The sequence below is a fragment of the Aureispira sp. CCB-E genome, assembly GCF_031326345.1.
Lineage (GTDB): Bacteria > Bacteroidota > Bacteroidia > Chitinophagales > Saprospiraceae > Aureispira.
The window spans coordinates 4140923-4163481 of record NZ_CP133671.1 but is presented as its reverse complement, the minus strand read 5'-3'; the positions used below and the strand labels follow the sequence as shown (position 1 = coordinate 4163481).

Below are 22559 nucleotides of genomic sequence, written 5' to 3'. Positions count from 1 at the left end.
ATCAGTTTAGGGATTTAAAAATAGCCTTATTTTTAGTGCTAGTGAGCTGCGAGAGCTTGGCATAATGTATTAAAGGCTTGATAAAAGAACCAAATCACGAAGTAGTAGCGAAGGTAATCAGTTTGAAAGTTTTTTCTATAGAGGAGCTACGGATAACTTTTCTTTTATAAGAACACAATGAAAATGAAATATACAGGCAATAATAAAAATGGAAATTATTAGATACTTTGGGAATCTGTATTTGATGGCGATTCGTTCTATATAGTTTACAGGACTAGCTCCATGTTTTTGGGAAGGATTGATCGTATTAAATAGTTCTATTGATATAACTTTCTGTATAATAAAAATGCATTTCGAACCCAAAGTATCTCTTGAGGTGGAAACCGTCCTCTTTTTCTTTGACTTTTTTACAGTAGATTTTAAAAGTAATAAAATAGTCTGAGTTTTCGAATACTTCTTTGACATACCAGATTCGATTTTTACCTCCATGAATAACTTGGCAGAGTTTTAATTTGAAATTAAGAGAACTCTTTAATAACTCAGATTTATAGAGCAAGTATTCCTTTAAATTCTTAGAGTATAGCGAGAGTGGCATAGAAGTAATTAAGTTGAAGGTTTCCTCACAATTGTTATGCTCTTTATTATATTGAGAACAAAGTTTTCTCGTTTGGAAAGCATGAAATGAACTTCCTTGGAATTTATAATGGCAAACTACAAAAAAACTCCTTAAGGAATCCCAAACAGAAGTTTCGACTGATGTACTATCAAGTTCGTAACCCAGCCTTTTTGCCAAGCTATCAATTAATGTTTGTTTGGTTGTTGTTAGTGCCAGTAATTCTTTTAAGGTAAAGGGAAGATGATTTCCACTTCTAACTTTTTTTCTAAGATTTAGATGAATACAATCATTTAAGTTTTTAGAATTTTTGTGAATATCAATGTATGGAAATGGTTGTGACTCTCCATTTTTAGAGAATGAAACAATTATTATTAAACTTAGGATTAAGCTTTTCATTATAGAATTCTATTTTTGGTAGCTAAAAATTAGACCTATCAAAATTACAGTCGCAGTAGTTCTAAGAATATATTATTGTGGTTCAACTTATAACTGCACAGAGTCATTATATAAAGGTGATATTGGCTACAGTTTTATTGTTTTTTTAAATTAATATAATTTAGATATTCTTTTGGGAAACAATCTGGGCAAGCTTCCTTCTTTATCGACTTATTCTCACTATACTTTTTTATATAACACCATTCAATAGCGTTTTTTTTATCTAATGAAAAGTGATGTGTTGCTGTTTCGATAAGAGAGAATTTTGTCCCCTGCCATCTATATTTTTCGCCTTGAATTATCTCTTCCCCAAAATATGTAGTGGTAAATGTTTTTGATTTAGGGTTGAATCCAAAATTTGGAGTTTGATCAATAACTTTTGCATAACAATCAGATAGCGGGTCAAAAAGAAAGATTGTATGTAAATATTTAATTCCAAATCCTGATTCTGCATATGATTCTAAAATAAGGTCTTTAAATTTATCCCCATTTATATCAATAAGAGTATCTGCATAAATTGCTAGTTGTTGGATTTTTTTTAGGCTATCTGCAATATATTTTGCGTTTTTTTTAAGTTGAATATAGCTAAGGTTTTCGATTTTTCTGCCATTTAAATTTGAATTCAAACTTTTCCCGTTTCCAATAGTGTTATAGATGATTTTGCACTCTTTTTCATCAGGTGTTTTTTTTTGATTGTTACAATTTAGAAAGATAAGAGATAAAAGAATCCCATTTAGTATTCTTAATTTATTCATCAAGTAAGCTTTGTAAATTTGATTATTTAATTTATAACATAAATGCGATATGTATAGGTAATATTCTGACTAGCCTTTTTAGTCCTAAAGCTTAATATAATTGCATTGTCAATGTTTGTTTCTGTTATTCTTATATGTTATTTATGGTTTTATAGATGATTAAAGAGGTGCTTGTTGTAACTTATCCTTCCTCTCTAAAGCCTTCGATGAGTAATTGGAAAGTAAAGTTGTTATATTGGTCAATTTTTTCTTTCAAGGCGCTAATTTTTACGCCATCAAAAAGACCAATCATTTTTAATAATTTTATCTTTTTAGAGGGAGGTATTTCTTTATTAAAAGATAGCTCAAATTTAATTTTAAGACTGTCTTTAATATTTTTACAAATAAAATTTCGGAGTTTTTCGCTTTCATTTTCCTACCATTCAGTGTCAATATGAAAATTTTTTATAATGTTTTCTTCTTTATAGTTGAATCTTGTAGGAAACTTTTCTTTTATACAGTGATTAATGAAATCAAGAGGAAGAGCAATATTATGTTCTACTAGACGATGTTCTAACTACTATTGGCTCTTTTTTTTAGCCACCAATCAAGCCTTGTTTCTACTTTGTAATTTGTTGCTTTTGGTTTTGTTTCAGCTCGTTCAATACTCAACTCGTTTAAATTTGCTACGACTGACCAAATTGTGCCAAATTTTTCTTTTCTTAAATTTAAGCAAACACACTTGTCTGAAAGAATCTCTTTAGCTTTTTCTAAATCTATCTGCTTAATAGGTTTTAAGTTGTTTCCTAGACCATTATATCTTTCTTCACTTTTGCTCCACTCAACGCCACCACGATCATATGCTTGCATTTCCTTTGATTTAAATTCATTGGTTATGTATATGAATGGTTCTTTTTTTTGTGGGAGTCTTACAATACTTTTTTGTGGTGCCGATTCTACTACTGCAAGATTTCCATTTTTATCAGCAATCAAAAAATTATTAGCGGTCGAAACTTTGACTTTTTGAATTAATTCTACAGCCTGTTTAGTGTTTTGACAATCTTCTAAGATTTTTCGTATTATAAAATGAAAACTTATTCCTGTTTGAATTTCAGTTCCGTTAACGAATGACATTGCAATAGATAATCCTTTTTCATTAATCCCATCCGAACGACCAATAAAAACGTCTGATTGACTTATGTATGCGTATTTGTTTTTGGGTGCAATTAGGCTACTTTCTGTAAATTTTTTAAAATCAAAGAGCATATCATAGTTTCGTCCAATTATTGTAGAAGTTTTGTTTTTGAAAGCAAAAACACTACATTGACCCGTTGGATTGAAAACGCCAAGGCTTAATAAAAAAGCACCTAGATTTTCAGGTTTGTCATGAATTCCTTTTGCAAAACCTTTAATTTCTTCGATAACTTCAGGAAAGAATATTTTTAGCTCTTTATAAGATTCAAGCCCAAAATCCATTTTTTTTTTGCTAATGGTTGGAATGGTGAAGTTTGCCTTTTGGTATAATAGCTGACCATATTTGAACCCCATATCGTAAAACTCTCCATATAATCTCGGATGATACATCTTGTTTTGTTGATTTAAAGTATTCTTGTTAAGAATTAATAGTTTGTCGAAATTACACAGTAGCAGCGCAGCTAACTAGAAGCAAAGCACTCACGAAGTAATCAAGGAACTACCTAAGAATAGAAAGTTTTTATTCTCCTTCTTTAGGTTTGTATAAAATAATAACCTGAATTAGTACAGCCATGATAACTAAGAAAATAATTTCACTTTGAGTAAAAAGATTAATGATACCTTTGGCTTTTTCGCTAATAAAAACTTGCCGTCTTCCTTCCTGCAATTGAATTTTTGACAAGTCATATAAATGTTGATCAATTTTTTGGATACTTTTAAAAAGCTCATTGTTTGCTACATTATCAAAGGACTTCTCTTTTTGATTGAGAACTGTAATTTCTTCTTGTAGTAGTTGGAAAATAAACTTCTCTTTTTGGGTTAATTTAGTAAGAGCATATTTCCCTATTAGTTGGTTTAACTCCTGACTGTATTTATCATTTTGTTTTGTAAAAAAAATGGTGTCTAAGGTTATAACTGCAATTTCTTTTTCTTGAATAATTTTTGACATCTCAAAGAGCAAATCACTTGCAACAAGTCTATCTTCGTATATAGTAGTGACGGAGTAACTTAATCGATTAAAGTTGTTTCGATCGATCAAGTTCGTAATGAGTACAATGAAGAAGACCAAAAGAATACTTACAGTCCATTTTATTTTAGCGAAAAATTCCATAACGTGTTTTTTGACTTTAAAAAATTCATTGATTTTGCTCAATTGTGCTATCAAACTTATCACTTAAATTAAGTATATACAAGGAAAATAGATTTAATTTTTGCAGATGCAATTTTCAATAATTAGAATAAAAAAAGCTCCTCTTTCGTAAAGCCCTAAAAACAAATAAATAGCCCTCTATTTTTAGTAAAAGAGAATTCTAAAAATACACTATAAAATGCTTGAAAGCAAGTTTGATAGCTTACTTTTGTACGATTTTGTGTAGTATCTTTTATATTAAATTTCAGACGAGATTATTGATCTGCACCTTGATCAGCAATCATTATTCTCTTTGCGAAAGAGTTATGATAATCATTGTTTTTTGTCGCCTTAAATCTATGATTTACAGAAAAAAATTGTAGCTTTGAGTATATTGATAAAAACAAAAAACTTGTTTTTTGTTAAACACATCAAAATCTTGCCAATAATCAATCAAAAGAACGGCAAAACAAAGCAATTAAAATTTCCCCCTCGATGATTTAACTCCATGTTATTGGCAAATGCTTTAACACGAGAAGCAACAAAAGAGCTTCTTTTTCCATTGTTTTGTGTTCTATAGTAAGGTATATAATGTAGACTTAGTGAAAATTAAAAGTGCTTATTTCGTACTAAATATAAATTAGTAGAAATGAGCAATAGTTTTATTTATTTGTACACTTTGAGAAGCGGTTGTTTCAAAGTTAGAGGAACTCATAAAATAAAACGGTTTTAATTATTGAGTTGTGAAAAGCATAAGTATTTAGTTTCAATGATAAAAAATGACATAAATCTTCCTGAATGGAGTGATTAAAAATAGATTGTTTTATCCAGCTTGTTTCTTTTGTGCAAAAGCAGGGTATGACTAGGCGTTTTGTGAATGTTGTAGGGATGTTTTTTTGACTCCTAATAAGATGAACTATAATAATTTATTTATAACTAATTCATTAACACACAAAAACACATACTATGAAACTAAAATCGTGTATACTTTTTCTTTGGTCAAAAAGAAATATAGGGATTCTATTTTTTGTACTATTGGCTTGTTCTGGATACAGTCAAGAAGTGATTTTTGCAGATTATTTTGATATTAAAACTAGCTCTCCTGCAGGTAGTGTTGTAACAGGTAAAATACATTTAAAGAGAAACAAAGACGTATTGGTGACACCTGTTCCTGTTGGATATAATTTTGAGCTGACCACCGACCCTTCAGGGCTTTTTGATTTAACTAACAAATGGGATACTGTTGGAAAAATGCAAGGCTTATTGATAGGGGAGCTTTCTATAAAAAACGGTCAGACAACTCCGACTTTACCAACAAGTTATAACCTAACTATTTCCTTAAAAAACAACCAACAAGTTTTAGCTTCTCAACAAATTACAGTGCATATTGTAGATACAACAACGTGGGAAAAACTATTTGAGTATTACAAAGCAGAAACAATTAGTAATAGCCGACTTTATGGGCGGTTTACGTTGAGCGATGTTGCCATACAATCCTTAATTACAGAGGTTAACTTAAACAATGGGATGATTACTTCCGTTAATAATTTGTATAGTGCGCTCCCTGAAAATACCTCAGGTTTGGATAACAAACTGAAGGATATGGCAAAGCATATCGGAGCGATGGGCTATGCCTATGCCAATCAAAACTCAACTCATTATCAATCAGCAAGTCTTCGGCAAGCGATTTATAAGGCAGCTCGTTATTATATGAACTATTTGCCGATATTTGGAGATGATATTAGCAATCCTATAGGGAGTGCAATTGGAGATGGTTATCATGGCTTGAGGTTTAGTCACGGGAGATTGAGTGTAGGTACAACAACGCATCAATGGGTATTGGTTGATGCCTTAGGAGCTCCTTTAGTACAAGTGATGGATCATGTAATTGCTGATATTCATAATAATAATCCTGATGCTATTGCTTTGCAAGAGTCCATTTACCGATTCTATCAACATTATCTTTCTTTGGTGCCTACTCGTCGTGCGATGATTAATAATAGCCGATGGCGTGATATTGCTGATACGAGTCGGAATGAAGGGGCTTGGGCTGATGCCAATATTCACCACCGAATGCGTTCTTTAATGGCGATGGGAGTTATTTGGGCAGATTACAATCGTCCTATGACGTATGTTCCTTATTGGTATGATGATTGGAATAATGGAACTCCTTTTGCAGGCTTAACTTTGTCCAAAGGATGGAGTCCAAGAGGCATTATTTTGGATCTGAGACACTGGTGTACTAAAATTTACTGCAAAACTTACCAATATGCACAATCAGGATTTCATCCTGATGGGACAATTACCCATCATAGTGCTTATGGGGCTTCTGATGTAGCTTTATTTGCATATGGATTCGAATGGGCTTCCCTAACCAATTATGCAATTGAATATTTTAAAGAAACTCCTTATCCCTTTGGAAATTCAACCTATCAGTTTTTTACGGATCTTATTAAGTACACTTATCCGCATATAATTTACAAGCAACAGTTGGATTATGTTGTAGCAGGTAGGAGCTTTAGTTCTGATATGAGAGGGTTTACAATTGGAAAAATAGTTGCTCAATCCAACAAATTAATTGCTAATAAACTGCCTTCAACAGTGATTCAAAATGAAGCCGTTTTAGTTGCTTTAAAAAATGCCTTAAATAACAACTCACAACAGCAAAACAGTTCTGTAGCTTTTTGGAATGCTCATTATTTAGTGCACAGGAGAGAAAATAATATGAAAAACTTCTTTTTCTCTGTTCGCCAAAAATCAACTCGATCTGCAGGTGCAGAAGATTTTGGATCTATAAGACGTTCTTGGCATGCTGGTAGTGGTGTTTTTCAGCTAAGAGTAGATGGGGCAGAATACACTAAAGCAGTGTTAGATGAATACGATTGGCACATCTTACCAGGGGTTACAGAGGAGTGGCGAACGGATGCTATGCCGACTGGACGTGCTTCATTGGCAGGACCAGGGCTTAGTGCTCATTCTGGCGTTGTTGCAGACGGGGAACAAGCAATGGCCGCACACTTGTATGATCCAGCTCCTGGAATGTCAGATCTTGGCTTTAACATTACTAGTGGAAATGTTCCTTCTTACGCTATAGCCAAGGCTAATAAGTCCTATCATATGGTGAATGGTTGGGGAACAGCAATAGGTTCAAATATATTGAGAAAGAGTGCTGGACAAGGTTTAGAAATAGTTACTTGTGTAGACCAGTCTAAGCAGGATACAACCATTTATTACTCTGTTAATAGTGCTCCAGAAGTTAGTTTGCCACATACTGCTAGTCATAATCTGACGTTAACTATGACGGGACCGACTTGGTTGCACCATGATAATAAGGGATACCTAATCTTTCCGAAAACGAATCAAGATTTATTGATAAAAACGGGGACGCATATTAATCCAACACTAGGTGGGACTAGTGATAATTTTATTATAGCCATAGGGCACGGAACGACACCTAATCAGACAACGCTCAATGGCTACCATTATGTATTAGTGGGAGATGTTGTAAAAGATAGCATGCCATTCATTATGAATCAATATTTGGCAGACAATTATATTGAAATAAAAGAGGGGAGATGCCATGCTGTATACAATCATGCCAATAAGGTGGCAGAGGTAGCCTTCTACGCAGCCGATACTGCATTTTTAGACAATACGCAGAGTACTTGGATTCGTGCCAATAAAGCGGCATTAATTCTCGAAAAAGAGGGGGTAAATGACATTCAATTGACAGTAAGTGATCCTATGCATGATATTAATAATTCTTCAATAGAACTAGAAGTTTCGCTAAATCTAATGCCAGGTACCTATCATACGGAGATTCATGGATTTGATACCATTGCAGGAGAAGTGGCTATTGTTACAGCATTAGCGAATGGAGGAAGTAGGATTGTGATCAATCTGCCCAATACTGGCGATGAATTGATTTATGGATATCAAGAACTTGTTTATGCTGGTGCTCCAATTACCTTAACTGTACCGAAGATGAATGTTGCCGTTTTACCTTTAGAACTATTGTTGTTCAATGTTCAAAAAGGAGAAAAAGAGATGACCTCAGAAATAACATGGGAAACAAATGCTAATTGGGATAGAAGCCATTTTGAGGTAGAATGGAGCAATGAGAAAGCATTAAGCTTTTCAAAAATAGGAACGGTGACTACGGAAAACAATCAACTATTTTCTACAAATAACCAATATTTATATGTGCACGAAAACCCAACAGCTGGTGTTAATTATTATCGCTTAAAAATGATTGATAAGAACGGCGCTTTTGAATATTCAGATATTCGGGCAATAGAATTTGATGATGTGTGGGGGAATGTGGAGGTGTTGCCTAACCCAACTACGGGGAATTCTGTAATTGTTTTTGAAAAATTGAACCAACAGGCTCTCTTGCAATTATATGATGCTGTAGGAAAGATGCTTTGGGAAAAGAAACTCCAGACTGGAATAACAAAAGCTAAAATTGAGTTATCAACACTTCCCGCAGGAGTTTATTGGCTACGATTGTTGGACGAAAATGGCTATTTAAAAACATTCAAGTTAGAGAAAATCTAATTATTACTATTTGTAGAATTCTTATTTCCTAGGCAGAGGCACGGTATTTAGTGCCTCTGTTATTCATCTAATACTCCTCCCAACTATTGTCTTTCGCATAAGAGAACCATTCTATATTTTTAATTTCATTTAAAATTTCATGCTCAAATGGAGGACCAAATGAGTTTTGAAAACAAATTAGAGTCAATGAAGAAGTACCACCAACCTCTGAATTGGATGTTCCATGGTATTTTAACCCCATCACGCACACAGTTCCAGGTAACCGCATAGGCTTACCAAATGGATACTTTCTTCCGATGTTAATGGGAATCTGTTTTGGAGTAACTAAATAATAGTTTTCGACGTGGGTGAACGGTATAGCTTTTTTATGAATTTTTGCTAAAATCTCTTGGTTTATTTTTTCATACGGAATTCCTACGATAAGATCTTGATAAGTTGGCCACTGATATAGACAGGTTATTTTTACTGTTTTATCTTTAAATTTTAATTCCATGTGTTTATTTTAATCATTGATAAGGTTTAGCAATAGTATTTTATAGAAACAGGTTTTGGTGCAGCCACCGTATTTTGCTAACTATCGTTTTTGTTTTTTCTAATAGATTGCTTTATAAGGCTTAGCAAATATTCTATATCATCCAAATCTTGAACTTTTATTTCATAAGACCCATTTCCCCAATGTCCTACATTAGAAACATCTCTTGAGATATTCTTTGCATCCATCAAATCTCCACTTTTTAGATTGAGGTATATTTTAAGTGCTTTACTTTGGATTACAAAATCACAAAATATTTGATTCTCGATCTTGAAGCCAATCGTTTTTTTCTTTGGATGAGGAGAAACGTTATCATCTAAATTAATTATTCGCTCTTTTAAGGCATGATACATCTCTTTAATTTCAGAATTAGCCCCTTCCAAGTGATCTTGTTCGGTATAAACCTTTACTTCTTTATTGACTTGGTCAACAACAGCATCTTTGCTTGAGATGGTCTTAATACTTTCTTGAGCTCCTGAAGTCTTTATTTGGTTGTAAGTTATTGTCTTATTGTTGTATCTTTTTATCTCCCATAATTCAATGGGTAAGTCTTTAAAATTAATCGCCTCTTTTTGGTAAGTTGTAAAGGATGGTGAAATAAAAATTACTCTTGATTGCGACCAGTCAACGTCTTTTCTTCGTAAAGTCCCTTTACCGCTTTCATTAAATTCTAAAATAAAATCAGCCTTGTTGTTTAGCATCAACGATAGATAGGCGTAGCCTTGGTCAATGACACTAAAATTTTTATCTCGCTTGTACTCAATAATTACAAAAGTTCCAGCTTCCTTGTCAAAAGCCAATGTATCAATTCTAAAATTGTTTAAACTAAATTCTGATTTTACGAATTCAAGTCCAAAAATTGATTGTAAATTGTTTTCGGTTAAGGTCTGAATATCTTTTTCCAGTTTAAAAGGATGTTCCTTAATATTTTCAAGGTTACCGTTTTCAATTATTTTGAATAATGGCATTTTGTGTTTGTTTTTTGTAGAAACTAATTGGTCGCGTATCTTTTGGATAAAGATTATGGTCGCTGAATATAAGCCTTTCTTAGAGTAAAACCGTAGATTCTAGTATTTATATTTTTTATTGCTTATTAATGGATAGGCATTGCGTTTACATTGTACCAAATATCCGTTATTTTTAATTTCAACCAAGTCCATTCGCTGCCTTCTAGTTCCCAACTAGCCTCACATTCAACGGGTATTTTTATTCCATTTATTTCTTTAGTTTTAGTGGCAATTACTGTCCATTGAGTCGGTACTTTATCTTTTGGATCTCGGTAACGCATGGTTACAAATTTTTCAAAATTTCCATTTGCATCAAAGTGAAATTCACCTGTACCTTTCGTTCCATCATATTCCATTGTAGCCCTTGCTGAGTAGTCGTTTATCGCTTCCCATTTTATATATTGGCTCAAAGATGCAGAAGGAAACCAAACAATTTCAGCCAAATAACGCTGCAATGTTGCTTGGTCGACCTTTTTGTCATGTTTTGCATTGGCAACAGGGATCATTGAAAGGAGTTTAATTAACATCTCACCTTTGCCATCCTTAAATTTATCTCGCCCTACTACATTTAATATTGAATTCATTTCTGTGCTAATATTCCAACTAAAAGCAGGTGGATAGACTGTGAAATATTGCTCTGCTTTTCCTGTGCTCCAATTTTTTTGTTCAGGTTTTAGTTTTAACAATAATTCTTGAGTTAGATACACATTAGAAACATCCTGCTTGCCAATTACGCCACTATTACTTAACCATTTTTGAATTATTAGTGGTAAGTTATTGAATGATTGCTTATCAATAATCTCTAGATTTTTGGGATGTGCGCTTTGATAAAGAACATTTCTTTCTTCTTTAAGTTGATTCTCAAAACGGAGATACGAATTAGCTACAATAGCTGCAAATAAAATAATTAGATTGGCTATTGTCCCAAATTTTGCATCAGACCAATAGTTGAAAATTAAAAGTTGCGAAATAGTCACAGAAAAAAATCCGCTTAACCACCAGTAATTGGAGCGGAAAAAATATAAAATGAGTGTAATGGAAAATAGAAGAAATGCCAATAGCCAAAGCACTCCAAAAGTCTTTGAAATGGGGTGTGTAATCGCATTAAATTCAGATAGGTTAAATGCTTTTAGAAATCCAAATAAATGGATAAGCCCATGAATTCCAATTAATATGATTAAAACTATTCGCATCATTTAGTGCTACTTTTTATTTATTTTTTAATTGGGTTAAGTCAGTCAATTGCATTCCATCATATTTCCACAAATTTCCTTTTCTACCACCAAACCATAGATGACCATTTTTATCTTCTAAGATTGTTCTTATAGAAACTCCTGTTAACCTGTCAAATGTTTTGAAACTCCCATTCTCATAATAACAAAGTGTTTCTCTATCGCTACCCAACCATATTTTGCCATCGCTGCTTTGAAAGATGACAGCAATATTATTACTGCACAAGCCATCATTTTGATTAAAATTAGTAAAACTAGTACCATCAAATTTATCCAATCCGCCATTTCGATTTCCATTTGTTCCTATCCAAATATTTCCTTCTCGATCTTGGTAGAGGCAACGAACCATATTATCACTTAATCCATCCGCTTTTTTGAAATCTTTCGATGTCTCCCCATTAAAACGAACAATACCTCCATTGCTCATTGAAGCAAACCAAATATGATTATTGTTATCTTTTATAATGCTTTGCACAACGTTGTGATGAAGGTTATCTTCATATTTTCTGCCTTTGTTAGCCAAAATATTTTCAAATGTTTTTCCATCGTACTTGTAGGCTCCAATACCCGAGGTGCCAATCCAGAATATTCCATTCTTATCTTGAACCATCGAACTAGCTTGATTGGGATTTACAGTTGGGTAGATGTTTTTATACCAATCGCTGTCCGTGTTGATAGGAGGAAGGGAGATGGGAGTAAATGTTTTGCCATTGTATTGGCACAAGCCTTTATTGGTTGCCAACCAAATGTGCCCTTTGTTATCTTCAATTATGCTCCATATTTGGTTTGTACAGAGACCATCTTTGATATTAAAATTTGAAAATTTCCCATTACAATACTTATAAAGCCCTTCAGTTGATGTTCCAAACCATAAATTCCCATTCTTGTCTAACAAACTACTTGTAATAATATCAGCATCTGTGTAAATTTTGGGATCTGTTATTTGAGTAGGTTTGTTTTTTTGTCCGCTACAAAAAGCAAATAAAAGCAACAGTGTTGTAGGCAATAAAAATTTCATTTGGATGATTGTTCACTTTGCAATGAAGTTATGCTTTATTTAAGGACTTGAAGGCATAGTCAGAGACTTAATTACTCTGTTTTTTTTCATATCCATTCTTCGTATAGTGGTATATTCCCTCTTTCAAATTAGAAGGGCAATAATTTTTTGTTGTATCGTCATATTCAGGATTGGATTCTACTAGCTCTTTTTTTATATTTATAATACCCTTTGAATTGATTTTAAAACTATATTGGTAAGCACAAAAGCCTTCTGAATTAGGAGAATTCTGGTAGGCATCGGAATAACAATATTGTTTGTCTAATGAAGTAGTACCTTCAAATAAGAGTTCTTTTGCGTCTACATCCCAAACTTCAATTTTCCCAATTTTAACTTTTTCACGGATACTGAATGTACCTCCCTCTTTCTGTACATCTGCTGAGCATTTGCGGTATATAACGACTTCTTTTGCTCCTATTCCATTGATTTGTATTGAATCAATAATTTCAATTTTTTCATAAACACAAAATGAATGAGGAACAATTGGGGCTAAAAAAATAGTATCATTGAGATTGTTGATATATAGTGTGTTGGAATCTATGATCTGAGATTTAGCACTAGATAATATAAAAATGTAAAATATGAATATAAGTTTGATGTGCTGCATAATTGGGAATGATTTTATAGATTGATTTTCTCTACCCAATACAAAAAAAGTACCATTTTACAGCAAAAATCTTTTAGGGGAATTAATCAAAATTAACTACATAATTCTGTTCCCCAACTAGAATGCCCTCTAGAGTCCCAACATTTCCAATTTTTCTTTATAGAAAGAACAATCCATTTATCATTTCTTTTAGTTAGCTCCATGATATATTTCTCTGCTTTTATGGAATCATCTAGCAAATTATCATGAATTAAAGTCACTATCACATTCCCATTGCCAATAGTTTTTTCTGAGATTTCTATTTTTTCATTTCCCTCACTAGAGTTTACTTCTTTGGGGTAAAACAGTATCATGACTTCTTTGGCAGATAAAACCTCTTGTTTATGGGTTAATAATTGATTTAAATTATCACTACTTATTTCTTTGAATTTTTCATCTTTATAGGTGGTTTTAGTTGGAACTTCCTGTTTTGGGGTAGAATTGTTATCATTAGAAGCACAAGAAAAAGTTAAGGTTATTGTTAAAATCAATCCTACTACTTTTTTCATAATGTTGTTTTTTTTCGTTTGAGAATCTATTTTCCTAAAAAGCGTGATTGTGCGATAAAGATATATTTTTTTGAGTTTTGCCCCAAGACCCAAAGAAATTTTATATGGAGGAATTAAAAAGGAGTTCTCATTCACACGCTAATATGACCTACAGTTGTGCTAATGCAGGAGAGAACTCCTTGGATTATTGCTTGAATTTTAATTCATAGGATAAACTCTATTAACCGCCCATTCATCCTTGTAACCTTCTTGCCAAGCGTTCGAACGAAGTTCTTTTTCTGTTGCCAAGCAAGCGTCTAATTCCGTTTGGATTTGATTCTGATCTAAGTTGTGCCCTATAATTACAATTTCATTGGCACGGTCTCCAAATCTATTATCCCACTTCGATTCAATTAGATGCTGATTGTGAAGATAAGATGGGTTTGCTAGCCTATTCTCTTTGGGCATACTAGCCCACCAGAGTCCTGCACTATCGGCTCTTAGTGAACCACCCGCTTGATTCCAAATCAAGGCTTGGTTGGGGCGAGAAGCCATCCAAAAAAGCCCTTTACTTCTTATAATGTTACTAGGAAATTTGTATTGGATATATTCCCAAAACCGAACGGGGTCAAATGGAAGATTACTTTCGTAAACAAAAGAACTAATGCCATATTCTTCTGTTTCGGGAGTGTGTTCTTCTCTATTCAATTCTTCTATCCAACTTGTACTTTGCTCTGCTTCTTCAAAAGAAAATAGTTTTGTATTAATAATTTCGTTGGGATTGACTTGACTAAAAGTGGATTCTATTATTTTGGCATTTGAATTTAGTTCTTGAATCGTTGCTTTTAGAAAACCTAGCTTTTTAGGAGAAACTAAGTCTGTTTTATTAAGAATAATTACGTTAGCAAATTCAACTTGATCGGTTAATAAATTGACAATGGATCTAGTGTCTTGTTCCATATCAGTCAACTCTCTGTCCATAAGTGTTTCAGCACTGCCAAAGTCTTTAAAGAAATTAAAGGCATCAACAACTGTTACCATGGTATCAATATAACTCCATTTAGATAAATCAATGTTATTTTCTTCATCTATAAAGCTAAATGTTTGAGCGACAGGAACAGGTTCGCTAATTCCAGTACTTTCAATAAGCAAGTAATCAAATCGTTTTTCTTTGGCCAATCGTTCGACTTCAGCCATCAAATCTTCTCGGAGCGTACAGCAAATGCATCCATTACTCATTTCTACTAACTTCTCTTCTGTACGAGACAAGACATTTTCATTTTTTACTAGGTTAGCATCCACATTTATCTCACTCATATCATTGACAATAACAGCAACTTTTAGATTATCTTTGTTATGCAAAATATGGTTGAGTAATGTCGTTTTACCAGCACCTAAAAAGCCACTTAATACAGTTACGGGCAATCTTTTTTCTATTTTCATATTCGTTTGAGCCATTTTATAATATTTTCCAAATGTTGTTCCCCATAAAGAGCAATGAACTTTTGAGTTTCAGTATTTTTTCTATCTAAGTAGACGGATAGTCGTTTTGCTGCAAATTCTTTGGTTAAATGAATTTTGCAGTCGTTTTCAATACAGTATTTCCACTGTTCAAAAGATTGAGCGATCATGTTAGAAATTTTGAAGCGTTGTTTATAGGAATACTTCGTTGCTTCTTCAACGGAGTGATGTCATATCAATTCTTAGTAAAAGCCTTTTTTGTTTCTTTTTCTCAATACTTGGGCTTTTGTGTAAGATAGCTTGTGCATTAGGATACAAAGTTCCCTTTAGTACGAGCACATCCCCTGTGTTGGCTTGTTGAATAAGTTCAGGATTTGAAACGATTTGTTCGTTGTCTTTTCCAGAATAATATTCATGTCTATTTTCGGCTTCTATAGGCAACCAAAGCGTGGCGGGACCATGATAAGTGCAGAGTAATCTTAATTTATTCGCATCTGCATGAAATCTACTGCACAAGTCCGTTGTTATCGTAGAAAAGAGCACGCTAAAATGTTTTGTTTTACTCGTTGTTTCAAAAGAATTAAGCAAATTTGAAAAATCATTAAGTAAATGATGCTGAGGCAAACCGTTACTAGCAAAATAATCTCTACATTCTTCAAGTATCTTTTTTGAGTTTCCTTGTGCTTTTAAATGAATACCTTGATTTAAAAAGTGCTGTATTTCTGCTTCAAGGTGCTGTATTTTTCTTTGGTAGATTGCAATATTGACTTCTTGAAAATGAATGTTATTAAGTACCGTCATATCTTCTCCTAATGACGCATTCTTAAAAGAGCTGATTTCTGAGTTTGTGTTCATATAGCTTATATCTGTTTTTTTGAAAACGGTAGGTTTAATATAGGTATAACCAAAAACTGCTTAATGCAACAGTGTTGCAAATATAGAACAAACTTTTTAATAATGCAACAGTGTTGCGTTAGTAAAAAAAGAATAGAGTATCTATAATTATCTTTTGAGAGGAGTTTTACAGAGAATAGGATTACTTTGGAGTTTCATTTTTAATCTAGAAAATAACTCTAGGAGAGAGGCTCTTTGAGTCGAATCTATATTTTAGATCAAATTCTCTTTCATTTAACAATAGTTCGTTGAAAAACTTTAATTATCAGGCTAATATAAATGTTCTTTTTTATCTTTTTGGCAACTAAGCTTGCGATCTCACGAGCGTAGCGAGCTAAAAAAGTAAAAAATCAACGAACTACTAATTTAAATTAATAGCAAACTATAGAACTCGGGACGAGAATCCTATAGCTGCTATGTGCACGAATGGGGCTTGTTGTAATTATCTAGAAATAAGATGGGCGTATTATACTGTTTCGAAGCATTGTACTCTAAGAACTATTGGTTGTTGATTTTTTGCAAATCTTTATCAAATGGAATTTGCGCGGCTAAACTTCCATCATCATGATATTCAAATTTTAAAGCAGCAAACTGACCATTCGGATGGAGCGTAATGTTACCATTCGAATCATAAAACTTTAGCCATTCTACACGCCTTCCATCGGCACTAAATTCTCGTTTAGCATGCAAGAGCAAGTTGCCTTCCAAATCATAATTCTTTACCTCTATTTGGTTGTTAAATTGGTCGTAGGCATTGATTGTACGAGCAACGCCATTGGGCATCGCTTTATTTTTGCCAGCAACATCAAATCCTCGAAGTTCTACTTTATTTCCTCTACAATCGTATAAGTGTTCGCCTATTGCAAATTCAGGCGCATTACCTTCTACTGGCTGTAAGTTTTTATCAAAAACCATCCATCTCGAAAAATTCTCTTCTTGATCATAAACAATTCGATCCATTCCTGCTTTCATCGTATTATTAATAATCTTTCCTTCATCATTTAAGTGGTACATAAAGTCTAGTAAATCATCCGTACCAAATTCTAATCTTACGGTATAAAAAGTAAAATTAGGTCGTATCGTTTTGGGAGCTCCTTTTAGGTCAAACCGTTTCTCAATGACTGTTCCATCCTTCAAATGTTCCCATTGATAAGTATGAATTCCCCAAGCATTTTCGGAAGGTTGATTGTCTTTATTATAGAACTTAACTTCAGTTCGTTTGCCTTTCTTATTGATAAGAAAGACAGCTTTATACATTGCACCGTGTGCCTCAATAGGTTTATTCAGATGATCGTAATAGTGTCGAATTTCTTGATTGGCTTGATATTCTATGGTCATTTTTGGTGAAAACCAAATAAAACTATCCCAGTTTCCATTGTCGGCAATAAGGGCATCTCCCAGTCGATGCGATACTTCAATCAGCCTATCTTGCTCATCATACACAAATAAATAGTGGGCTTCTTTTTGGGCGGTGGCATTATCAATAGGATGGTTTCCTCTAGTGTCAGAATAAGGGGTTTCTCGAAATATCAAGTGGCGGTAGTATTCTTTTTTGATGTTATTTCCTTGTGCATAGGATGTTGTAACAAATGCAAGAACTATCTTTATTAAAATGAAATTTGTCTTATTCATATACATTTTTTTAGATTAAATAAATGTTGAATGGGTAAAGAGAGATGACTTAATGATGCATACACATTATTTTACTTTGTTTTTTATAACATTAGAATGCTTTTTCATCCACGCTATACTTTTGGTTGCAATTTCTGTGTTGAAGTGGGTAACAAATGTATTGATATAGGTGCCGTTCTGCATTACTGTTTGTAGTTGTTCTCTCGAATCAAATTTCAAAAATGCATGTTCGGTTTTAGGAATTAACTGAAATGTAGCGTTTCCATTGTGTTTATTGACATTAGTAGAAATCATTTCACCATACTTAGGATGGATAGCTTGTATGTCATATTCACCATGCAAAACCAATACGGGAGATTTTACGCTAGCCCATGCTTGTGGGACTTGTATATTAGCTAGAGATTGCCAGTAGGTATAATGACGCTGAATATAGTAACCTTCTCTCAAAGTCTCTGAGACACCATCTGCTTTTAATCGATCCGAATAGATAGGATTTTTTAAGAGCTCAGTATTGGTCTGTTGGTGCACCAACATATCTTTTATGAAAGGCAAATAATACTTTTTGTTCTCCTCTATTTCTTGATTGGTTCCGCCCATTATTAGAGGTTGTTCGGTGTATATGTCGATCATATAATCGTACCAATTTTTTCCGACAATGCCATAAACCATAATTCCAGAAGGAGTATGTTTTTTAGCTAACAAAGGAGCAATAATTCCTCCCATAGAGTGACCAAATAAAAAGATATTATTGGCGTCAATAGCTTGATTTTTTTGCAAAGCTTCATACGCTTTGGTAAACGCCATTAGTTCTTGATCAAAATCAATATCCATGCAAGGAATTTTGCTCTTACTGTCTCCCATACCTGGCTTTTCTACAAGAAATACGGCATATCCTTCTTTTATCCAGTAATCTATGAGTTGTTTGGCTGGATTGCTATTTTGCATTTCAATGCTTTGGCAAGTATAACCTTGGATAAAGAAGACAACAGGAGGCTGCTTTTTGTCATTGGGGAGATACAGGATTGACCTCAAAAGGTTGTCTGTATAGTGGACGACCCCATACTGTACAGTTGCATGAGGATGTTCCTCTTTTACTTTGCCAATAGCTGTCCCTTGATAAATTTTTTGCTGACCATTCTCAAAGACAGTAATCTTTAAATCATCTCCTTCTTTAATGCCTAGAAGTGCTGGTCTTAAATCTACTAGAGAAGAGATGGTATTATGGTTTATTTTTTGAAGTATCGTTCCTTTTGGGACTCCCATCTGTCCCAAACTGGCATTAGGAAGAATTTCTGAAAGATAAATGCCCGAATTGGTACCAAGGTCTTCCTCAATTGCAGATAAATCGACTAGCCTAGCGCCTAAGAAAACATTTCTCTTTAGCGTTTTGTTCGTTTGAGTTTGGCAACTTCCCACCATGTAGATAAGGCAGGTAAAACTAAATAAGATTATTTTTTTTAATACGTTTGATTGCATGATATTCTATGGTTATGAATTAATAGAATACAAATCAATCTATTTAAAGGATGAAAAGTGGGGTAAAAATTGCTAATTCTTGTTGGGAGAATATTTTAGGAGTGCTTTTCGTAAATTTCGTTCATCTGAAAAGCCAATCATGTTGCTGATGGCTCTATAAGAATAGTTTTGTGCAATTAACTCTTTTGCTTTTTGAAGTCTAAGCTGCAATAAGTATTGATAAGGAGATAGCTGAAAAAGATCTTTAAAGGTTCTTATTAAATGATATTTAGATAAAAATACCTGTGCGGCTAAATCATCCAAACTGATTTTTTCTGTGTAGTTGTCTGTTAAGTAATTTTTAGCCATAGCAGCTCTTCGATATAACTCTTCTTTGGTGGCTTTTTTGACAGAAGCAAGTTGTTGCAATTGACCTTTTAAGATCAATTGGTCTTCAATAATACATTCCGAAAGCGTTAGGTAAAAATCATCAAAGTTAATGGCTTCTTTATTTTCATGCAATTGAAGAATAGAAGAAACATGTTGGGTCAGGAATTTTCCAGTTCGATTTTCTCCAAAATGAAACAAGTTATGAACAAGCCTTATGGCTTTCTTCTCAAAAGGATTATCTATCATAAACTGCAGAGAGGCCATTTTGTAATTGGCTACCTCATTCAGTAATTCTTTTTCAGGAAAAATGCATATTCCTTTGACATTTTTCTTAGAGTCTATGGAAGTCTTAATCCACTCATTATCATCAACCAAAAGATATTGATTGGCAGCTAAAGAATAATTTCTTCCATTGACACTATATTGCTCTTCTCCAGACAATACCATTTTGATTGACGGAGTTTCTGAATGCATTTCACGCTCAAATTTTTTTAAGCTAGAAATAATGAAATTTCCATGAGGATTATTTTGAGATATGTTTTTTAGTTGACTCAACGGAATGACTCGTTTTGTAGAATGTATTTTTAAATCTAGTTTTTCTTATTAAAAATAGCTAAAAAGCCGCAAAGAAGTAACAGAAATAGCTTGCTTTTCTAAAAATAGGCATATGGGCATTGAGTGTTTGGTATCATTTAAAATGCATTTTCATTCCTTCATGTGATGGCTCAAAGCCTAATTCTTTATAAAACTTAAGAGCTTGAGGTCTTTTTTTATCTGTTGTCAGTTGTAGTAAATGAGTCTTTCGTTTTTTAGCCCGATTAATTGCCCATTCAAACATTATTTTGCCTATTCCAAGTCCTCTTTTATCTTTTCTAATTCTTACGGCTTCTATTTGTGCTCTTATCCCTCCTCGATAAGTAAGATATTGGATGAATGACAATTGTAATGTACCGATAATTTCAGAATTTTCAGCCTCGACTACAATTAGTTCTTGATTGTGATCAGCGGTGATGTTTTCAAAGGCATTAAGATACTCTGTTGGCAAAGGTATTTGAAAATTCTCTCTAGTTTTTCCAAGTTTGTCATCAGCAATCATTGCTACAATTTGGGAGAGATCATTTTTTGTTGCTTGTCTAAATTTCATCTTTAAGTTGCACTTATTTACTAACAATTGTCGTTACGATTTATGTTTTTTGCTACGGCGTAATACTTGTTATTTTTTTTATGATTACTTAAGTGTTTAATAGGGGAACCTGCCCCTTATGCTCACCATACAATATGAGCATCAAATGTATACTTATTGGGCTGCCAAGCATTTTCTTCAATAATTTTGTTTTGTAGAGCTTGAATTTTTTTTGCTGTGCCTTGTACTAAGTATTCCTGATGCTCTTGAGTATAACCCAAGAGTTGAATTTTTAAGGATTGTAAATTAGCTTCGAATGCCACTAAGCCCTTGAAGTCATAGCCGAATTCTAGTAAATCCAAAATTTTATTTTTTGTATCTAGAATCTTTTCATCGACAAACCCATGGGAAGGATGCCTTGTATCGCCAAGTAGTATTCCTGTCAATTCTGCATCAGGGGGAAATAACACGAGAAAATTTTTTAAGGAAGATGCAATAATATGAATGGTGCTTTTGTTCATTTTTATTCTTGTTTGGAGCAATTTTTAGAAGCATAGCTATCTGTCGTTAGCCTACTTGTTAGCCTCTGCATCAGATATATAGCGTAAAAGGTTTAAAATGTGACCCTTAGTATGAGCTTTAAAAATAAACTTAAAGAACCACAAAGCATTTGTTTCACTATTGTTGTGAAACCTGCTTTTTATTTCTAGCAAATCTATGATGATGTCGGACAAGTCATCAATAGCATCACCAAGAGCACTGCTTGGTTTTTCAGATACCCCAAGGGGATTTAGATGAATATGATAATACCCAAATTGAGGGAAATTCATGGATACATGTTCTCGAATTTTATGGTAATTAGCCCTTTGCAAAGTAGGGTATTCTTTTTTGTCAAAGACATCATCTGTTTTTGCAAATTTATTCCATAAAAAGATAAGCGCATTTTCAAGCTTCTTTTCCTTGTTGTTTACATTTTTGATGGGAGAGCAGCCCCATACAGTAATTGAGTCAATTATTTCTATTAGTTCTTTCAAGGCTTGGGTATTGATGGTTTATTAATCGCTAGGAGTATCTAAATATTTATTGATGTCAATGTATTGTACTTTGAGACTATTTTTATAAAACTCTTTTAGTAAAGAACTATGTCCTGCTCCAATTATAACTAAAACTCTATCTGTCTCAGAGATTAAATCATCAATATTCTTCTTAATATAAATATTTCGTTTCCACCAATTCGCTACATAATCAGAAGCTGGAGAATTCCCTAATTCTGTTATATTAAGGATGTTGTCTAAATAAAGAGCTTTATTGAATATCTCTGAATCTTTGTTGTTTAAGAGTATAAGAGTTTCACCAATTGTATGTTTTTTTAGATATTCTGAATGAGTATTTGCCCAACTTTGAGCACTGTTTATTATAGACTGAAATTGATCGATAAGCTGTTCTCTTGACAAATAGTCAACAAGTTCTTCGTCTCCTAGATCTAATTTGTAATCGATTCCATAAATATGAGAGTGATCAAGTTGTCGAGCAATTCTAAAACCTATTTGATACAATTCATTGCTGGGTAAGGTATATTTTTCAGCCTTAAAGGCTGCCAATCTTTGATTAAGCGTATCCGCATAAGTAGGCTCTCTTTCTACCAAAACTTTTGTAGGTTTAAATTTAATCAAACGCGACACGATATCTTCTATTTCTTGTTGCCTTTTTCTAGAATCAAGGCTATCAATTATAATTGCAGAATAATCCGTTGTATTCGAAAAATGAAAGGTTCCCAAAATACTGATTTGAGGTAAATTTGATTGATCCTGATAATCCAAATTGACTTTTGGTTGCTTATCGATAGGGTGCGAACAACCGATTAAGAAGATGAGTACAATTAATTTTGATAATTTCATTATTCGATGATTATTAATAGTTTGACTTAGAGAAGTCTGTGTGTAGTTGCGTTTTTATGAAGCTTGAGGAACTTCATAT

Annotated in this window: 20 protein-coding genes; 1 reads left to right on the top strand and 19 read right to left on the bottom strand. The window is 33.3% G+C overall.

Annotated elements, in window-relative coordinates:
* Window positions 1-307: 307 nt before the first annotated feature.
* From QP953_RS16175 to QP953_RS16160, 4 genes are all read right to left on the bottom strand, one after another.
* Window positions 308-1012 carry a hypothetical protein gene (locus QP953_RS16175; protein WP_309551809.1) on the bottom strand — a complete coding sequence of 235 codons (705 nt, stop codon included), beginning with the start codon at window positions 1010-1012 and terminating at the stop codon, window positions 308-310.
* 134 nt (window positions 1013-1146) lie between these two features.
* The gene (locus QP953_RS16170; RefSeq protein ID WP_309551807.1) at window positions 1147-1806 is read right to left on the bottom strand and encodes an XAC2610-related protein; all 660 of its coding nucleotides are present in this window, start codon (window positions 1804-1806) and stop codon (window positions 1147-1149) included.
* 552 nt (window positions 1807-2358) lie between these two features.
* Window positions 2359-3369 (bottom strand): C45 family peptidase, encoded by a 1011-nt coding sequence (locus tag QP953_RS16165; protein WP_309551805.1) that lies wholly within the window; start codon window positions 3367-3369, stop codon window positions 2359-2361.
* Window positions 3370-3499: 130 nt separating this feature from the next.
* On the bottom strand, window positions 3500-4144 hold the full coding sequence (locus tag QP953_RS16160; RefSeq protein WP_197043777.1) for a hypothetical protein: 645 nt from the start codon (window positions 4142-4144) through the stop codon (window positions 3500-3502).
* A gap of 930 nt (window positions 4145-5074) precedes the next feature.
* Between QP953_RS16160 and QP953_RS16155 the strand changes: the two genes are divergently transcribed.
* On the top strand, window positions 5075-8665 hold the full coding sequence (locus tag QP953_RS16155; RefSeq protein ID WP_309551804.1) for a polysaccharide lyase family 8 super-sandwich domain-containing protein: 3591 nt from the start codon (window positions 5075-5077) through the stop codon (window positions 8663-8665).
* 67 nt (window positions 8666-8732) lie between these two features.
* Here QP953_RS16155 and QP953_RS16150 read toward each other — a convergent pair whose 3' ends face one another.
* The 15 genes from QP953_RS16150 to QP953_RS16080 form a co-directional block, all read right to left on the bottom strand.
* Window positions 8733-9158, bottom strand: coding sequence for a hypothetical protein (locus QP953_RS16150; RefSeq protein WP_309551802.1), 426 nt, complete (start codon window positions 9156-9158; stop codon window positions 8733-8735).
* Between the two features lie 77 nt (window positions 9159-9235).
* Entirely contained in the window at window positions 9236-10165 is a 930-nt protein-coding gene (locus QP953_RS16145) for a DUF5655 domain-containing protein (protein WP_309551800.1), read from the bottom strand.
* Between the two features lie 125 nt (window positions 10166-10290).
* Window positions 10291-11400: a DUF6920 family protein gene (locus QP953_RS16140; protein WP_309551799.1), complete on the bottom strand. Its 1110-nt coding sequence runs from the start codon at window positions 11398-11400 to the stop codon at window positions 10291-10293.
* A gap of 13 nt (window positions 11401-11413) precedes the next feature.
* Entirely contained in the window at window positions 11414-12454 is a 1041-nt protein-coding gene (locus QP953_RS16135; protein WP_309551798.1) for a two-component regulator propeller domain-containing protein, read from the bottom strand.
* A gap of 67 nt (window positions 12455-12521) precedes the next feature.
* Window positions 12522-13100: a hypothetical protein gene (locus tag QP953_RS16130; protein ID WP_309551796.1), complete on the bottom strand. Its 579-nt coding sequence runs from the start codon at window positions 13098-13100 to the stop codon at window positions 12522-12524.
* Between the two features lie 92 nt (window positions 13101-13192).
* Window positions 13193-13648, bottom strand: coding sequence for a hypothetical protein (locus QP953_RS16125; protein WP_052593346.1), 456 nt, complete (start codon window positions 13646-13648; stop codon window positions 13193-13195).
* Window positions 13649-13846: 198 nt separating this feature from the next.
* Window positions 13847-15070, bottom strand: coding sequence for a GTP-binding protein (locus QP953_RS16120; protein ID WP_309551795.1), 1224 nt, complete (start codon window positions 15068-15070; stop codon window positions 13847-13849).
* A gap of 234 nt (window positions 15071-15304) precedes the next feature.
* Complete coding sequence (locus QP953_RS16115; protein ID WP_052593342.1) at window positions 15305-15943, bottom strand: DUF1826 domain-containing protein; 639 nt, start codon at window positions 15941-15943, stop codon at window positions 15305-15307.
* Window positions 15944-16480: 537 nt separating this feature from the next.
* The gene (locus QP953_RS16110; RefSeq protein WP_309551794.1) at window positions 16481-17614 is read right to left on the bottom strand and encodes a hypothetical protein; all 1134 of its coding nucleotides are present in this window, start codon (window positions 17612-17614) and stop codon (window positions 16481-16483) included.
* A gap of 66 nt (window positions 17615-17680) precedes the next feature.
* Window positions 17681-19090, bottom strand: coding sequence for an alpha/beta fold hydrolase (locus tag QP953_RS16105; RefSeq protein WP_309551793.1), 1410 nt, complete (start codon window positions 19088-19090; stop codon window positions 17681-17683).
* A 72-nt stretch (window positions 19091-19162) separates the two neighbouring features.
* Entirely contained in the window at window positions 19163-19933 is a 771-nt protein-coding gene (locus QP953_RS16100; RefSeq protein WP_309551791.1) for an AraC family transcriptional regulator, read from the bottom strand.
* Window positions 19934-20147: 214 nt separating this feature from the next.
* Window positions 20148-20603, bottom strand: coding sequence for a GNAT family N-acetyltransferase (locus QP953_RS16095; RefSeq protein WP_309551790.1), 456 nt, complete (start codon window positions 20601-20603; stop codon window positions 20148-20150).
* A gap of 122 nt (window positions 20604-20725) precedes the next feature.
* Entirely contained in the window at window positions 20726-21103 is a 378-nt protein-coding gene (locus QP953_RS16090; protein WP_309551788.1) for a hypothetical protein, read from the bottom strand.
* A gap of 51 nt (window positions 21104-21154) precedes the next feature.
* Window positions 21155-21616, bottom strand: a complete 462-nt coding sequence (locus tag QP953_RS16085) for a hypothetical protein (protein WP_309551786.1) — start codon at window positions 21614-21616, stop codon at window positions 21155-21157.
* 21 nt (window positions 21617-21637) lie between these two features.
* Window positions 21638-22480 (bottom strand): DUF5694 domain-containing protein, encoded by an 843-nt coding sequence (locus QP953_RS16080; RefSeq protein ID WP_052593331.1) that lies wholly within the window; start codon window positions 22478-22480, stop codon window positions 21638-21640.
* Window positions 22481-22559 lie beyond the last annotated feature (79 nt).

Coding starts and splice junctions, on each gene's coding strand:
- QP953_RS16115 (WP_052593342.1), bottom strand. CDS start 15,943: ATGAACACAAACTCAGAAATCAGCTCTTTTAAGAATGCGTCATTAGGA.
- QP953_RS16095 (WP_309551790.1), bottom strand. CDS start 20,603: ATGAAATTTAGACAAGCAACAAAAAATGATCTCTCCCAAATTGTAGCA.
- QP953_RS16130 (WP_309551796.1), bottom strand. CDS start 13,100: ATGCAGCACATCAAACTTATATTCATATTTTACATTTTTATATTATCT.
- QP953_RS16110 (WP_309551794.1), bottom strand. CDS start 17,614: ATGAATAAGACAAATTTCATTTTAATAAAGATAGTTCTTGCATTTGTT.
- QP953_RS16090 (WP_309551788.1), bottom strand. CDS start 21,103: ATGAACAAAAGCACCATTCATATTATTGCATCTTCCTTAAAAAATTTT.
- QP953_RS16170 (WP_309551807.1), bottom strand. CDS start 1,806: ATGAATAAATTAAGAATACTAAATGGGATTCTTTTATCTCTTATCTTT.
- QP953_RS16125 (WP_052593346.1), bottom strand. CDS start 13,648: ATGAAAAAAGTAGTAGGATTGATTTTAACAATAACCTTAACTTTTTCT.
- QP953_RS16150 (WP_309551802.1), bottom strand. CDS start 9,158: ATGGAATTAAAATTTAAAGATAAAACAGTAAAAATAACCTGTCTATAT.
- QP953_RS16145 (WP_309551800.1), bottom strand. CDS start 10,165: ATGCCATTATTCAAAATAATTGAAAACGGTAACCTTGAAAATATTAAG.
- QP953_RS16135 (WP_309551798.1), bottom strand. CDS start 12,454: ATGAAATTTTTATTGCCTACAACACTGTTGCTTTTATTTGCTTTTTGT.
- QP953_RS16105 (WP_309551793.1), bottom strand. CDS start 19,090: ATGCAATCAAACGTATTAAAAAAAATAATCTTATTTAGTTTTACCTGC.
- QP953_RS16165 (WP_309551805.1), bottom strand. CDS start 3,369: ATGTATCATCCGAGATTATATGGAGAGTTTTACGATATGGGGTTCAAA.
- QP953_RS16080 (WP_052593331.1), bottom strand. CDS start 22,480: ATGAAATTATCAAAATTAATTGTACTCATCTTCTTAATCGGTTGTTCG.
- QP953_RS16100 (WP_309551791.1), bottom strand. CDS start 19,933: ATGCATTCAGAAACTCCGTCAATCAAAATGGTATTGTCTGGAGAAGAG.
- QP953_RS16155 (WP_309551804.1), top strand. CDS start 5,075: ATGAAACTAAAATCGTGTATACTTTTTCTTTGGTCAAAAAGAAATATA.
- QP953_RS16175 (WP_309551809.1), bottom strand. CDS start 1,012: ATGAAAAGCTTAATCCTAAGTTTAATAATAATTGTTTCATTCTCTAAA.
- QP953_RS16140 (WP_309551799.1), bottom strand. CDS start 11,400: ATGATGCGAATAGTTTTAATCATATTAATTGGAATTCATGGGCTTATC.
- QP953_RS16120 (WP_309551795.1), bottom strand. CDS start 15,070: ATGAAAATAGAAAAAAGATTGCCCGTAACTGTATTAAGTGGCTTTTTA.